This is a genomic window from Micromonospora sp. CPCC 206171, from assembly GCF_036906755.1.
Lineage (GTDB): Bacteria > Actinomycetota > Actinomycetes > Mycobacteriales > Micromonosporaceae > Micromonospora > Micromonospora purpureochromogenes.
The window spans coordinates 1-14,132 of record NZ_JBAKHT010000002.1 but is presented as its reverse complement, the minus strand read 5'-3'; the positions used below and the strand labels follow the sequence as shown (position 1 = coordinate 14,132).

Below are 14,132 nucleotides of genomic sequence, written 5' to 3'. Positions count from 1 at the left end.
CCAGTCGGCGTCGATCCGGTGCAACTTTTCGGCTGCGTCCGCCCGTCCCTTCAGTTGTGGGCGTGACGACGAATGGAGAAGCTCGTGGTTAAGGCCGGCAAGGGCGGCGGCAAGCCGTCCATGTGGTCGGGCGTGCCGCGGTGGGCCAGGACGTGCACCATCTTCGGCGCCGTGCTCATGCTGCTCAGCGGCGTGGTGCTGGTCGGCTACGAGGCGCTGCTGGCCCGGTACGAGGGCGCCGTCGGCAAGGCCGACCTCTTCGGCGACCAGGCGGCCGGGGCGCAGGAGCGCAAGAGCGACGTCAAGGGCCCGCTCAACATCCTGCTGGTCGGCATCGACCCGCGCAAGCCGGAGGACCGGCCGCTGGCCGACTCGATCATGGTGTTGCACGTGCCGGCGTCGATGGACCGGGCGTACCTGTTCTCCCTGCCCCGCGACCTCTACGTCGACATCCCGAAGTTCGACAAGGCCGGCTACGGCGGCGGCAGCGGGAAACTCAACGGGGCCATGTCGCACGGCAGCGCCGTGCAGGGGCAGAACCCGAGCGCCGCGCAGGGCTTCGAGCTGCTCGCCAACACCGTGCGGAACGTGACCGGCATCGAGCGGTTCGACGCTGGCGCGATCATCAACTTCACCGGTTTCCAGAAGATCGTCGACGCGATGGGCGGCGTCGACATGTACATCGAGCGGGACGTGAAGTCCGAGCACCGCGAGCCGGACGGCACGCACCGCAAGGGCAACCCGTACGGCGAGGGGTACATCGGCCCGCAGGCGGAGTACAAGAAGGGCAACCAGCACCTGAGCGGCTGGCAGGCGCTGGACTACGTGCGGCAGCGCTACCCCAAGAACGGCGTCCCGGACGCCGATTACGGCCGCCAGCGCCACCAGCAGCAGTTCATCAAGGCGATGGTCAACCAGGCGTTCAGCGCCGACGTGGTGACCAACCCGATCAAGCTGGACCGGGTGATCCGCGCCGCCGGCCAGTCGCTGACCTTCAACGGCCGGGGCAACAGCGTGGTCGACTTCGCCATCGCCCTCAAGGGCGTCCGGTCGGAGAACGTCGAGCTGATCAAGCTGCCGGGGGAGGGCATCGGCACCGGCAGCGCGTACCGGGGTGAGCGGCTGCTGCCCGCCGCGGACGACTTCTTCACCGCGCTGAAGAACGAACAGCTCGACGCGTTCCTGCTCGAACACCCGGAGTTCCGCAACCGGAACAAGTGACCTCCGCGCCACCGCCGGGCCGGCTCCCCGCCGGCCCGGCTCTGCGTGTCACGACACCGGGTGTCGCAGGTCTCGCCACCCGCGTTGGGGCGCTCCCGGCGGCGGGACTAGACTTTCGACATTCCGCCGCCGCAGCAAGGAGACAGCGTGGCACAGCAGCTTCACGTCGAGCTCGTAGCCGTCGAGGAGAAGGTCTGGTCCGGCGAGGCCGAGATGGTCGTCGCCCGGACGACCGAGGGTGAGCTGGGTGTGCTGCCGGGGCACGCGCCCCTGCTCGGCCAGCTGGCGGAGCCCAGCCAGGTCCGCATCAAGCAGGCCGGCGGCCAGCAGGTCGCGTACGACGTCGCCGGCGGCTTCCTGTCGGTGACCGGTGAGGGCGTCACCGTCCTCGCCGAGAGCGCCTCCCCGGCCACCCCCGCGCGCTGAGCCGACCCGCCGATGGAGATCGTGGAAGGGATCGGAATCGGCTTTGCGGTGGTCGTCGCCGCGATCCTGATCCTCTTCATCCGGCGGGCCCTGGTCACCCGTAGCGGCGGCATCATCCGGCTCGGCGTCCGGGTCACCACGGTGCTCGACGGCCGGGGCTGGTCGCCGGGCTTCGGCCGCTTCGTCGGTGACGAGCTCCGGTGGTACCGGATGTTCAGCTTCGCCCTGCGACCCAAGCGGGTGCTCTCCCGCAAGGAGCTGGTGGTGGAGCGACGGCGCCTGCCGGAGGGGCAGGAGCGCCTCTCGATGCCCGCCGACTGGGTGATCCTCCGGTGTACCAGTCACCACGCTCCGGTCGAGATCGCCATGGCGCGTTCCACCGTCACCGGATTCCTCAGCTGGTTGGAGGCCGCCCCGCCCGGGGCGGCCTCGCCGCGTGTGGCCTCCCAGGACTGGCCCGCGGCCTGATCTCCCGGTTCTCCGGTGTTTCCGGGGAGCCCACCCGCTCCGGGCGGTCAGGCTTGATCCCTCCGCGGGCGGGCTCCCCGGAAACACCTCACGTGTCCGGCTCCGCCAGACCTTCTTACCTTGCGCCGTTACCGGGTTTCGTCGGTGGCGACCAGTTCCACCTCGTAGCCGTGGTGGTTGGTGAGGTAGGCGGCGTAGGTGTTCGGGCCGCCGGCGTGCGGGTGGCGGTCCGGGAAGAGGAGCGTCCAGCCGTGCGCGGGCGCGGCCGCGACCAGCCGGTCCACCGCGGCGGGCGGACCGGCGTGGAACGCGAGGTGGTTGAGCCCGGGGGCGAGCCGGTCGTGCGCCCGCCCCGACAGCGCGGGAGACTCCTCCAGCACCAGGTACGTCCGGCCGAGCCGCCAGGACCGGCCGGCGGGCCAGTCCTGGTACGGCGTCCAGCCCAGCTCGCCCAGCAACCAGCCCCAGCTGGCCCGGGCCGCGTCGAGGTCGGGTACCCAGACCTCGACGTGGTGCAGCCCGCCGACGCTCAGCGCTTACCGCCCGGCACCCATAGCACATCTCCGTTCGGATTTGCCGTTCTTGACAGGATGAACAGCAGATCGGAGAGGCGGTTGAGATACTTTGCCGGAAGGGAGCTGGTGCGATCCGGGTCGTGCGCGACCAGTGCCCAGGCGGCCCGTTCGGCACGCCGGGCGACCGTCCGTGCCACGTGCAGCAGCGCCGCGCCAGCGGTGCCGCCGGGGAGGATGAAGGAGTCGAGCTTGCTCAGGCGTGCGTTGTACTCGTCGCACCAGCCCTCGAGGCGCTCCACGTACTCCTCGGTGACCCGCAGCGGCGGGTACGCCGGATCCGGCTCGACCGGGGTGGCCAGGTCGGCCCCCACGTCGAACATGTCGTTCTGGATCGACCCCAGCACCGCCCGGAGCTCCTCGTCGAGCTGCCCCAGGGCGAGCGCCACGCCGATCGCGGCGTTGCACTCATCGACGTCCGCGTACGCGGCGATCCGCGGGTCGGTCTTCGGCACCTGCTCGTTGTTGCTCAGCCTGGTCATGCCGGCGTCGCCGGCCTTGGTGTAGATGCGCGTGAGGTGGACGGCCATGACGCACAGCCTACGGATACCGGACCTGACGATCCCGGCACGGCCGGACCCTGCCGTCGGCTGGCCGGGCGGAGCGGGGGCCGGTGACGCCGCCGACCAGGCGGTCAACGACGTCGACGTGATCCGGGTCGGCGGCGACGCCCGGCTGGCCGGCACGGTGCACGTGGTCGGCGCCAAGAACTCCGCGCTCAAGCTGATGGCGGCCGCGCTGCTCGCCCCGGGGCGCAGCGTGATCACCAACGTCCCCCGGATCACCGACATCGCGACCATGGGGGAGGTGCTGCGCCGGCTCGGCTGCGGCGTGCGGTTCGAGGCGGACGATCCGGTCGACCCGATGGTCGCCCGGGGCGGGGTCGCCCGGTCCCGCTCGGTCGTCATCGACGTCCCCGAGCGGCCCGGCGTGGAGGCCGACTACGACCTCGTCCGCCGGCTGCGCGCGTCGATCTGCGTGCTGGGCCCGCTGCTGGCCCGTCGCGGGCACGTCCGGGTGGCCCACCCGGGCGGGGACGCGATCGGCTCCCGGGGGCTGGACATGCACATCTCCGGGCTGACCCGGATGGGCGCGGACATCTCCGGTGAGCACGGCTTCGTCATCGCCTCGGCTCCGGACGGCCTGCACGGCGCGGAGATCGTGCTGGACTTCCCCAGCGTGGGGGCGACCGAGAACCTGGTGATGGCGGCGGTGCTGGCCCGCGGCGTGACGGTGATCGACAACGCGGCCCGGGAGCCGGAGATCGTCGACATCTGCACGATGGCCAACCAGATGGGCGCGCGAATCTCCGGTGCGGGTACCTCCACTCTGCGGATCGTCGGGGTGCCCGAGCTGCACCCGGTGCGGCACGCCACCGTGGGGGATCGGATCGTCGCCGGCACCTGGGCGTTCGGCGCCGCGATGACCCGGGGGGACGTCACCGTCACCGGCGTGGATCCGGCCTACCTGGAGGTCGCGCTGGACAAGTTGGTCTCGGCCGGCGCGCTGGTGGAGACCCGGGGCGACGCCTTCCGGGTACGCGCCGACGACCGGCCCGCCGCGGTCGACGTGGTCACCCTGCCGTACCCGGGCTTCGCCACCGACCTGCTGCCGATGGCGATCGGCCTGGCCGCGGTGAGCCACGGCGCCTCGCTGATCACGGAGAACATCTTCGACGGGCGGTTCATGTTCGCCAACGAGATGATGCGGCTGGGGGCGGACATCAAGACCGACGGCCACCACGCGCTGGTCTGCGGTCGCGACCGCCTCTCCGGCGCCCCGGTACGCGCCACCGACATCCGGGCCGGCGCGGGTCTGATCATCGCGGGGCTCTGCGCCGAGGGGGTCACCGAGGTCTCCCACGTGTACCACGTCGACCGGGGCTATCCGGACTTCGTGGCCGACCTGCGGGCGCTCGGTGTGCGGGTGGAGCGGGGGACCGCGCCGGAGGCCCCGGACCTCACCATCTGATCGGCCCCGCCGCCGCGGCCGGTGCCTTAGCCGTCGTTCAGGCTCGCCGACTTGACTGTCTGTCATGCCCTCACGGCCCTCGCTGCGCTCGGTGCGTTCAGTCATGACTAGGGTGCTGACAGACAACTCATTCGCAGCGAGGGAGAAGCAGATGGCGGGTCGACTCGCGGTCGTCGGTGCCGGGCTGATGGGTTCGGGCATCGCCCAGGTGGCGGCGCAGGCGGGCTGGCAGGTGACGCTGCGCGACCTGGACGACGCGGCCACCGGGCGGGGCGTCGACGGCATCCGGAAGTCGCTGGAGAAGTTCGCCGAGAAGGGCCGGATCGACGCGTCCGAGGTCGAGGCGACGCTCGGCCGGATCACCCCCACCACCGACCTGGAGGCGGTCGCCGACGCGGACATCGTGGTCGAGGCGGTCTTCGAGCGGCTGGAGATCAAGCACGAGGTGTTCCGCGCGCTGGACAAGATCTGCAAGTCCGACGCGGTGCTGGCCACCAACACCTCTGCCATCCCGGTCACCCAGATCGCGTCGGTGACGCAGCGGCCGGAGGCGGTCGTCGGCACCCACTTCTTCTCGCCGGTGCCGATGATGAAGCTCTGCGAGCTGGTCCGGGGCTACAAGACCAGCGACGAGACGCTGGCGACGGTGAAGGCGTTCGCCGAGGGGATCGGCAAGACGGTCGTGGTGGTCAACCGGGACATCGCCGGTTTCGTCACCACCCGGCTGATCGCGGCGCTGGTCGTCGAGGCGGTCAAGCTGGTCGAGTCCGGCGTGGTGTCGGCGGAGGACCTGGACACCGCCTGCAAGCTCGGTTTCGGCCACGCCATGGGTCCGCTGGCCACCACCGACCTGACCGGCGTGGACGTGCTGCTGCACGCCTCGAAGAACATCTACACCGACACCGCCGACGAGAAGTTCTTCCCGCCGGAGCTGCTCCAGCGCATGGTCACCGCCGGCGACCTGGGCCGCAAGACCGGCAAGGGCTTCTACACGTACTGAGTCCGGGCACGAAAAAGGGGGCGGGCGCCGGTGCGCCCGCCCCCTTTCCCGTCGTCAGCCGTCGCGCTTGGTGGTCCAGCGGAAGGTGGTCAGGCAGAGCACCAGCCCGATCACGCACCAGGCGGCGAGCACCAGGGCGACCCGGCCCAGCTCGAACGAGCCGCCCGGCTCCTGGGCGCCGAAGCTCTCCGGCAGGAAGACCGAGCGCAGCCCCTGGCACATCCACTTCAGCGGGAAGAGCGCGGCCACCTGCTGCATCCAGGACGGCAGTTCGGTGAAGACGAAGAACACCCCGGAGATGAACTGGAGCACCAGCGCGACCGGGGTGACCACCGCCGAGCCGCTGCGCGCGGTGCGGGCCAGCGACGAGATGGCGATGCCGCAGAGGGTGCAGGCCGTCACCCCGAGCACCGACACCCAGCCGAAGGTGAGCCACTTCGCGGCGGTGCCGGGCAGGTCCAGGTCGAACAGCGCCACCGAGACGGCCAGCAGCAGCACGGTCTCCGCGACGCCGATGGCGACCACCATCAGCACCTTCCCGGCGAACCACACCCACTTCGGCATCGGCGTGCCCCGGTAGCGCTTGAGCACTCCCCGGTCGCGCTCGATCGGGATCCAGATGCCGAGGTTCTGGAAGCTCACCGTCATCAGGCCGGTGGCGATCATGCCGGTGATGAAGTACTGGGTGTAGCTGACCCCGGGGGCGATCTCGTCGCCGAAGATGGCCGCGAAGATCAGGATCATGATGACCGGGAAGCCCATCGTGAAGACGACGGACTCCCGGCTGCGCAGGAACTGGGTGATCTCCAGCCGGCCCTGCCGCAGCGTGAGGGCACCGGGGCCCACCCGCCGGCCGCCGGTGGCGGCGACCGGGGCCGCCGGCTTCGTCGTGGTCGTCATGACTGTCCGATCATCCGCAGGTAGACGTCTTCCAGGGTCGGCCGGGTCACGGTCAGGCCGGGGACCTCGCCGCCGAACCGCGCGGCCAGCTCCGCCACCAGCGCCGTCGGCGTCGCGCTCTGCGCGGTCTGCGGCGTCCCGTCCGGGGTACGCCAGGAAACGGTCGCCAGGGCCTCCTGCCGGTTGCCCAGCCGGTTCGGCGGGGCCACCTCGACCAGCCGGCCGCCGGCGATCACCCCCACCCGGTCGGCGAGCGACTCGGCCTCGTCCAGGTAGTGGGTGGTCAGCACGATGGTGGTGCCGGCCGCGGCCAGGTCCCGGATCAGCTCCCAGAACTCCCGCCGGGCCTCCGGGTCGAAGCCGGTGGTCGGCTCGTCGAGGAAGAGCAGCTCGGGGCGGCCGATGATGCCCAGCGCCACGTCGAGCCGGCGCTTCTGCCCGCCGGAGAGGGTGTGCGTGCGGGCCTTCGCCTTGCCGGCCAGGCCGACCCGCTCGACGACCTTGTCCGGGTCGTCGGCGTCCGGGTAGAAGCCGGAGAAGTGCCGGACCACCTCGGCCACGGTCAGCTCGTCGAACTCGCCGGTGCCCTGGAGCACGATGCCGACCCGGGACCGCCAGTGCGGGTCCGGACGGGCCGGGTCGCTGCCCAGCACCGAGACCTCGCCGGCGTCGCGCTGCCGGTAGCCCTCGAGGATCTCCACGGTGGTGGTCTTGCCCGCGCCGTTCGGGCCGAGCAGGGCGAACACCTCGCCGCGCCGGACGTCGAGGTCGACCCCCGCCACCGCGACGGTGTCGCCGTACGCCTTGCGCAGTCCCCGGACGGAGATCGCGAGCTCGTCATCCATGACGTCCAGTGTGCGACCCCGGCGCACGTGGCGGCGGCCCGGGGTGTGGTGGTGTCGGCCATGTCGCGTCGGCCGTGCCCGGTGGTCCGCTCCATGGACCTGTGTGGTTTTCCACAGCCCGTTTTACTGAACGGTAACTTAAACTCCGGCCATGGACGAGAAGGCACTCTCCGGCCGGCTGCCCGAGCGCGACCGCCCCTGGGTGATGCGCACGTACGCCGGGCACTCCTCCGCCACGGCCACCAACGCGCTCTTCCGGCGCAACCTGGCCAAGGGTCAGACCGGTCTGTCGGTCGCCTTCGACCTGCCGACCCAGACCGGGTACGACCCGGACCACGAGCTGGCCGCCGGCGAGGTGGGCCGGGTCGGGGTGCCGGTGGCCCACCTGGGCGACATGCGGGCGCTCTTCGACGGCATCCCGCTGGCCGAGATGAACACCTCGATGACCATCAACGCGCCGGCGATGTGGCTGCTCGCCCTCTACGGCACGGTCGGCGCGGAGCAGGGCGCCGAGCTGTCCCGCTGCGCGGGGACGACGCAGAACGACATCATCAAGGAGTACCTGTCCCGGGGGACGTACATCTTCCCGCCGGCGGCGTCGCTGCGGCTGACCGCCGACGTCATCGCGTACACGCTGCGCGAGATGCCGCGCTGGAACCCGACGAACATCTGCTCGTACCACCTGCAGGAGGCCGGCGCGACGCCGGTGCAGGAGGTCGGCTTCGCGCTGGCCACCGCCGTCGCCGTGCTCGACGCGGTCCGCGACTCCGGCCAGGTGCCCGCCGAGCGGATGGGCGACGTGGTTCAGCGGATCTCGTTCTTCGTCAACGCCGGGGTGCGCTTCGTCGAGGAGATCGCCAAGATGCGCGCCTTCGGCGCGCTCTGGGACGAGATCACCCGCGAGCGCTACGGCGTGGAGAACCCCAAGCAGCGCCGCTTCCGCTACGGGGTGCAGGTCAACTCGCTCGGCCTGACCGAGGCGCAGCCGGAGAACAACATCCAGCGCATCGTGCTGGAGATGCTCGGCGTCACCCTCTCCCGGGACGCCCGGGCCCGCGCGGTGCAGCTGCCCGCCTGGAACGAGGCGCTCGGCCTGCCCCGGCCGTGGGACCAGCAGTGGTCGTTGCGGATGCAGCAGGTGCTCGCGTACGAGTCCGACCTGCTGGAGTACCCGGACCTCTTCGAGGGCTCGCACGTGATGACCGCGCTGGTCGACGAGATCGTCACCGGCGCCCGCGTCGAGCTGGAGAAGGTGCTGGAGATGGGCGGCGTGGTGGCCGCCGTGGAGAGCGGCTACCTCAAGAGCGCGCTGGTCGCCTCGCTGGCCGACCGGCGCCGCCGGATCGAGTCCGGCGCCGACGTGGTGGTGGGCGTCAACCGGTACACCGAGACCGAGCCCTCCCCGCTGACCGCCGCCGGCGCCGAGGCCGTCGAGCAGGTCGACCCGGCGGTCGAGGCGGCCGCCACCGCCTCCGTACGCGAATGGCGGGCCGGCCGGGACACGGCGGCCGTCGACGCGGCACTGGCCCGGCTGCGGGCGGACGCCGCGACCACGGCGAACCTGATGCCGGCGACGCTGGAGTGCGTGCGGGCCGGGGTGACCACCGGCGAGTGGGCCGGCGCGCTGCGCCAGGTCTTCGGCGAGTACCGCGCACCGACCGGGCTGACCGGCGCGGCCGGGGTCGGCGGGGACGCCACCCTCGTCGCGGTCCGGGAACGGGTCGCCGCCACCGCCGGCGAGCTGGGCAGCGGCCGGCTGCGGCTGCTGGTCGGCAAGCCGGGCCTGGACGGGCACTCCAACGGCGCCGAGCAGATCGCGGTACGCGCCCGGGACGCCGGCTTCGAGGTGGTCTACCAGGGCATCCGGCTGACCGCCGGGCAGATCGTCGCCGCCGCCGTCGAGGAGGACGTGGACCTGGTCGGGCTCTCGGTGCTCTCCGGCTCGCACCTCGCGGCCGTGCCGGCGGTGCTGGACGGGCTGCGCGCGGCCGGGCGTGGTGACCTGCCGGTGGTCGTCGGCGGCATCATCCCCGCCGGGGACGCCGAGGCGCTGCGCGCCGCCGGGGTCGCCCGGGTCTTCACCCCGAAGGACTTCGCCCTGACCGGGATCATCGACGAACTGGTCGGCGTGATCCGCCAGGCGAACGGTCTGACCGCCTGACCGGGGTCACCGCCCGCGCGACCGCCCGGTCGCGCGGGCTCACACGGTCTGCGGCTGGTACGTCACGCAGTCGGCCATGTCCTGGTCCGGGGCGACGGTGATCGCCGGGGCGTGGCACTCCAGCTCCGAGTTGTGCCGGCAGTCCGACCGGCTGCACGCGCCCACCTGCGCGATCAGCTGCTCGATCCCGCCCCGCACCGGCATCTCGACGAACGTGTGGCAGTGGGCGTGGTCGCTGCTGCCGACGGTGATGGCGAAGGCGTGGCAGTCGTTGGTGCGGTTGTAGGCGCAGGACGCCACGGTGCACTCCTGCACCCGGGGCATCTCGATCGATGCGGTCATGACGGCCTCCCTCTCGACTCCTGTACCGATGGTAGGCATTTGCCCGACTTCGGCGCGGAGTTCGGCGGGACCGTCACCCGCACAGGCGCCAGGCCCCGTCCTCCTTGACCAGCGTCAACACCTGGGTGCTCGCGCCGCCGGTCTCCGTCGTCAGCCGCACGGTGGCGGTGCCCCGGACCCGGCCGTTGGTGTTGTTGACGGTCAGCCCGGCGACGTCGTAGTCGACCAGGCGCGGCTCGGCCTCCCACCGCCGGCGGAACTCGGCCAGCGACGTCCGCTCCCGCTCCGCCCGGCAGAGCAGGTCGTACGCCCGCTGGTGGTCGCCGCTCCGGATGGCGTCCAGGTAGCTCGTGGTGGCCTCCCGGACCGGCCCGACCGCCTCCTTCGCCGCGCCGTAGACGAAGAAGCCGCCGACCGCGCCGCCGAGGCAGCAGAGCGCCAGCACCGCGCCCACCACGATCAGGACGATCCGCAGGGTACGGCGATTGTCGCGCGGGGGCACCGGGATCGGCTGGTACGTCATGGCCGCAGGCTAGGCGGGTTGCGCAAGCGCCGCCGTCCGCGCTCGGGGTCAGCGGCCGAGCACCTCGGAGAGCGGGGCCGGTTCCAGCCCTCGCTCGGCCAGCCCGGCCAGGATCCGGGGCAGCGCCTCGTCGGTCATCGCCGCGTTCGCCTCGGTGACGTGCAGGATGATCACCGAACCGGGCCGGACCTGGCTGAGCACCGCCCGGACGATCGGCTGCCAGGCGGTGGCGAACGGATCGCCGCTGACCACGTCACCGTCCACCACGGTCACTCCGAGCGGGGCCAGCTCGGCCAGCGCCGCCCGGTCGTGGCAGAGGCCGGGGAAGCGGAAGTAGCGGGTCTGCCGGCCGCCGTACCGGCCGATCACCTCGAAGGTCCGCGCCACGTCCCGGGTCATCTCCCGTCGCGGCAGCGACGTCAGGTGGTAGCAGCGCGGGGTGAACGCGGCGTGCCCGTAGGTGTGGTTGGCCAGCTCGAAGCGCGGGTTGGCGGCCAGCCGGCGGGTCAGCTCCGGGTAGTCCTCGACCCACTTGCCGGTGAGGAAGAAGGTGGCCGGCACCCGCTCCCGTTCCAGCAGCTCGACGATCGCCAGGTTCGCGTACGACGGCGGGTGCGGCCCGCGCAGCTGCCGGCGCATGGTGTCGGTCATGTCGGCGTCGAAGGTGAGCGCCACCTTGCGCCCGGTACGCGGACCATGGTCGACCACCGGCGGCAGGGTGCCCGGCGGCGTCGCCCCGGGCAGCGCGGAGTCCGCCCCCGGCCGCCCACCGTTGCCGGGCTGTCCGCTCGGCCCGGGGGTCGGCGTTACCGCGGTCCCGCCCGCCGTGGTTCCGGCGCCGGCCGGCAGCTTCAGCACGGCGGCCCGTTCCGGGGTCCGATGGGGCGCGGGGCCGACGATGAGCGCGACGATGGCGGCCAGCGCGAGGGTGGCGGCGGTGAGCAGGACGCGGGAGTTCTTCACGAGCACCGGGTGATCATGGCAGTGGGTGCGGTGTCGCGGTGGCCCCCGAACGGCCCCTTCCGCCTGGCGGCCGGTCCGTCCGGGATCGCCGTCCGCACCCGCGCGTCGGCCCGGCCACCAGTCGCACGGTTCGCGGCATGCCGCAGGGTGGCCGCAGGGCGAGGTGCGGCGGGGCTAACCAGGTGTGGTGTCGGCGGGGAAGCGCTCGTGCCCCAGGACGGCGAGCAGCCGCAGCTTCTCGTCGCCCTCGCTGCGCGGCGGCGCGGTGAGCACGAGGAGCGCCTGGGACTGGTCCTCGGTGAACAGGACCTGGCAGTCCAGCTCGATCGCGCCGAGTTCGGGGTGGATGAGCGTCTTGTGGTCGGCGAAGCGCTGCGCGACCTCGTGCCGCTCCCACAGCTCGGCGAACTCCGGGCTCGCCTTCTGCAGCGCCCGCACCAGCTCACCGGCGCGCGACCGCGGGCCCATCGACCCGTACGCGGCGCGCAGGTTGGCGACCTGGGCGCGGCTCTGCCGGGGGCGGTCGGCCTCCGGGTAGCGCAGCCGCTCGGCCGGGTCGGTGAACCACCGGTAGATCTCGCTGCGGGCGAGGCCCGTGTGGCCCGACCGGTCCCCGAACAGGGCTTCGGCCATCCGGTTCTGCACGAGGATCTCGCCGAGGTTGGACAGGATGAGCGCCGGGGTGTCGTCGAGCCGGTCCAGCACGCGCAGCAGCGCCGGGGCGACGTGCGTCGCCGTCGTCACCCGCGCCGGGGCGTTGTGCCCCGCCACCCGGAACAGGTAGTCGCGCTCACCGGTCGTCAGCCGCAGCGCCCGGGCCAGCGCGGCGAGCATCTGTGGGCTCGGCTGCGGGCCGCGCTGCTGCTCCAGCCGGGTGTAGTAGTCGGTCGACATGGCGGCCAGGGTGGCCACCTCCTCGCGCCGCAGGCCCGCCGCGCGCCGCCGCGCGCCGGCTGCCAGCCCGACGTCCCCGGGCTGCAACGCCTCCCGGCGGCGGCGGAGGAAGTCGGCCAGCGCTGCACGGTCCATGATCCGAGTATCCGCCCCCCGCCGGGACGAACCAGGGATTGCCGATCCCCCGATGAGCGCTCTCTGCACCCACCCCCGGCGAACCGGCGAAGGTGGGTGCATGAACATCTCCGGCAACACCGTCTTCATTCCCGGCTCCACGAGCGGGATCGGCCTCGCCCTCGCCCTCGAACTGCAGGCCAGGGGGAACACCGTCATCGTCGGCGGCCGCCGCACCGATCTGCTGAAGCAGATCGCCGCCGAGGACCCGGGCATCGACACGGTCACGATCGACACGGCGGACCCGGCGAGCATCGCATCGGCGGCGCGGGAGGTGCTGGCGAGGCACCCGGACCTCAACGTCCTCGTCACCATGGCCGGCATCATGCGCGTCGAGGACTGGCACCAGCCCGAGACGTTCCTCGCCTCCGCCGAGGCCGTGGTGAACACCAACGTGCTCGGCCCGATCCGGCTCATCGCCGCGTTCGTCGAGCACCTGCGGGCGCAGCCGGACGCCACGATCATGACAGTGTCGTCGGGCCTGGCGTTCGCGCCGCTCAAGGCCACCCCGAGCTACAACGCGTCCAAGGCCGCGATCCACATGCTCAGCGAGTCGATCCGGCTGCAGCTCGCTGACACGACCGTGAAGGTCGTGGAGCTCGAACCGCCGGCCGTGCGTACCTCGCTGCTGCCCGGCCAGGAGGAGAGCGAGTTCGCGGTGCCGCTGGACGAGTTCGTGGCGGAGGTGGTCGGGCTGCTGGAGACGCAGCCCGCGGCGACGGAGATCCAGGTCGAGCGGGTCAAGTTCCTCCGGTACGGCGAGGCGCGCGGCGACTACGACCAGGTGGTCGCGACGCTGAACGCCGCCGACCCGCACGGGAAGTAGCGTCAGGTTCCTCTCCGGTCCTGCCTCTCCCGGTCCTAGCCCTCTCACCGCGGCCGGTTGAAGCGGGGCCCCCAGGGTCGGGACCAGGGCTTCCTCGGCCTTCCGGCCGAGCTTGGCCATCCCGACCAACGAGGCGTGGCGAACCTGGGTGGCCGACTTCCTGCGTTCCGCCGGCCGTGCCGATCCGGTCGCGCCAGTCTGGGGGATGACACCAGCACGAGCGTGATACCTCAGAGGCATGTTGATGCCTCTGAGGTATCGCACTCATTGGGTGACGGCCGTGCCGACGAGACACCCGCGTGGCGGCTCGGGGGAGCAAATCGGCACGCGTTTTCGGTTCGGGCCCGGCTCGGCGTGCCTGGATGACCGGCCCCGGTTTGGCATCGGCGTGCCGAATGTCCGGTTGCCGGGGGCCACTGAAGGTGCCGGATGTCCGGGTCTGGGCCAGCCGGTGGCGGGTCGTCCCGTGACCGGCGGCACCCGGGCGGCGGAATGGCGACCCGCCCGGGGTCGTTACATCACCTGGACGATCGCAGCAGCACCCGCTGGCCTGGCCCCATCGAGTGGCCGGCCCGGGATGCCGGGCCCCCGGAATGATGGTGGGCCGCCGGTCGTTACACATGGACCCGGCGCCGAGCCCCCCGCTCGTGAAGCCTGCCGGGCGAAGACTTTCCCCCTTGAATTCTTTGAGCGCCGTCGTGGTGCTTGCACCCGCTCGACCCCCATCGAGCCGGGTGCCGACCCCCGAATGGAGCCATCCTGATGAACACCACCATTCTGCGGAAGAGCGTGCTGGGTATCGCTGGTCTGGCCTTCGCCGGTGGCGTCTTCGCCGGCCCCGTCACC

At 72.1% G+C, this 14,132-nt stretch carries 15 protein-coding genes; 7 read left to right on the top strand and 8 right to left on the bottom strand.

The features are described from left to right. Window positions 1–72 precede the first annotated feature (72 nt). The 3 genes from V6U89_RS02795 (at window position 73) to V6U89_RS02785 (ending at window position 2,115) form a co-directional block, all read left to right on the top strand. Complete coding sequence (locus V6U89_RS02795) at window positions 73–1,221, top strand: LCP family protein (protein WP_334569006.1); 1,149 nt, start codon at window positions 73–75, stop codon at window positions 1,219–1,221. A 147-nt stretch (window positions 1,222–1,368) separates the two neighbouring features. Next, on the top strand, window positions 1,369–1,647 hold the full coding sequence (locus V6U89_RS02790; protein ID WP_088960575.1) for a F0F1 ATP synthase subunit epsilon: 279 nt from the start codon (window positions 1,369–1,371) through the stop codon (window positions 1,645–1,647). Between the two features lie 12 nt (window positions 1,648–1,659). Further along, the gene (locus V6U89_RS02785; RefSeq protein WP_154942282.1) at window positions 1,660–2,115 is read left to right on the top strand and encodes a DUF2550 domain-containing protein; all 456 of its coding nucleotides are present in this window, start codon (window positions 1,660–1,662) and stop codon (window positions 2,113–2,115) included. 128 nt (window positions 2,116–2,243) lie between these two features. Here the strand turns inward: V6U89_RS02785 and V6U89_RS02780 are convergent, their stop codons facing one another. After that, the gene (locus V6U89_RS02780) at window positions 2,244–2,633 is read right to left on the bottom strand and encodes a VOC family protein (protein ID WP_442933863.1); all 390 of its coding nucleotides are present in this window, start codon (window positions 2,631–2,633) and stop codon (window positions 2,244–2,246) included. An 11-nt stretch (window positions 2,634–2,644) separates the two neighbouring features. Next, window positions 2,645–3,217 carry a cob(I)yrinic acid a,c-diamide adenosyltransferase gene (locus tag V6U89_RS02775; RefSeq protein WP_088960578.1) on the bottom strand — a complete coding sequence of 191 codons (573 nt, stop codon included), beginning with the start codon at window positions 3,215–3,217 and terminating at the stop codon, window positions 2,645–2,647. Here V6U89_RS02775 and murA point away from each other — a divergent pair. Both murA and V6U89_RS02765 read left to right on the top strand, forming a co-directional pair. Further along, window positions 3,216–4,658, top strand: a complete 1,443-nt coding sequence (gene murA, locus V6U89_RS02770; RefSeq protein WP_334569005.1) for a UDP-N-acetylglucosamine 1-carboxyvinyltransferase — start codon at window positions 3,216–3,218, stop codon at window positions 4,656–4,658. The two genes, V6U89_RS02775 and murA, sit on opposite strands and share 2 nt — an antisense overlap. A 151-nt stretch (window positions 4,659–4,809) precedes the next feature. Further along, window positions 4,810–5,658 carry a 3-hydroxyacyl-CoA dehydrogenase family protein gene (locus tag V6U89_RS02765; protein ID WP_334569004.1) on the top strand — a complete coding sequence of 283 codons (849 nt, stop codon included), beginning with the start codon at window positions 4,810–4,812 and terminating at the stop codon, window positions 5,656–5,658. A 54-nt stretch (window positions 5,659–5,712) separates the two neighbouring features. Here the strand turns inward: V6U89_RS02765 and V6U89_RS02760 are convergent, their stop codons facing one another. Then, on the bottom strand, window positions 5,713–6,558 hold the full coding sequence (locus V6U89_RS02760; protein ID WP_334569002.1) for an ABC transporter permease: 846 nt from the start codon (window positions 6,556–6,558) through the stop codon (window positions 5,713–5,715). After that, entirely contained in the window at window positions 6,555–7,403 is an 849-nt protein-coding gene (locus tag V6U89_RS02755) for an ABC transporter ATP-binding protein (RefSeq protein WP_334569000.1), read from the bottom strand. The genes V6U89_RS02760 and V6U89_RS02755 overlap by 4 nt, the downstream gene beginning before the upstream one ends. Window positions 7,404–7,554: 151 nt before the next feature. Between V6U89_RS02755 and V6U89_RS02750 the strand changes: the two genes are divergently transcribed. Continuing rightward, window positions 7,555–9,564, top strand: coding sequence for a protein meaA (locus V6U89_RS02750; protein WP_334568999.1), 2,010 nt, complete (start codon window positions 7,555–7,557; stop codon window positions 9,562–9,564). 39 nt (window positions 9,565–9,603) lie between these two features. On the opposite strand, the gene V6U89_RS02745 is transcribed toward V6U89_RS02750, so the two are convergent. The 4 genes from V6U89_RS02745 to V6U89_RS02730 form a co-directional block, all read right to left on the bottom strand. Beyond that, entirely contained in the window at window positions 9,604–9,906 is a 303-nt protein-coding gene (locus V6U89_RS02745) for a DUF1540 domain-containing protein (RefSeq protein WP_154942291.1), read from the bottom strand. 73 nt (window positions 9,907–9,979) lie between these two features. Beyond that, entirely contained in the window at window positions 9,980–10,429 is a 450-nt protein-coding gene (locus V6U89_RS02740; RefSeq protein WP_334568998.1) for an Rv0361 family membrane protein, read from the bottom strand. Between the two features lie 48 nt (window positions 10,430–10,477). Beyond that, a complete protein-coding gene (locus V6U89_RS02735) occupies window positions 10,478–11,398 on the bottom strand; it encodes a polysaccharide deacetylase family protein (protein ID WP_334568997.1) in 921 nt (306 codons plus the stop codon). 168 nt (window positions 11,399–11,566) lie between these two features. Continuing rightward, entirely contained in the window at window positions 11,567–12,421 is an 855-nt protein-coding gene (locus tag V6U89_RS02730) for an MmyB family transcriptional regulator (RefSeq protein WP_334568996.1), read from the bottom strand. A 100-nt stretch (window positions 12,422–12,521) separates the two neighbouring features. Between V6U89_RS02730 and V6U89_RS02725 the strand changes: the two genes are divergently transcribed. Further along, on the top strand, window positions 12,522–13,286 hold the full coding sequence (locus tag V6U89_RS02725; protein ID WP_334568995.1) for an SDR family oxidoreductase: 765 nt from the start codon (window positions 12,522–12,524) through the stop codon (window positions 13,284–13,286). Window positions 13,287–14,132: the final 846 nt, after the last annotated feature.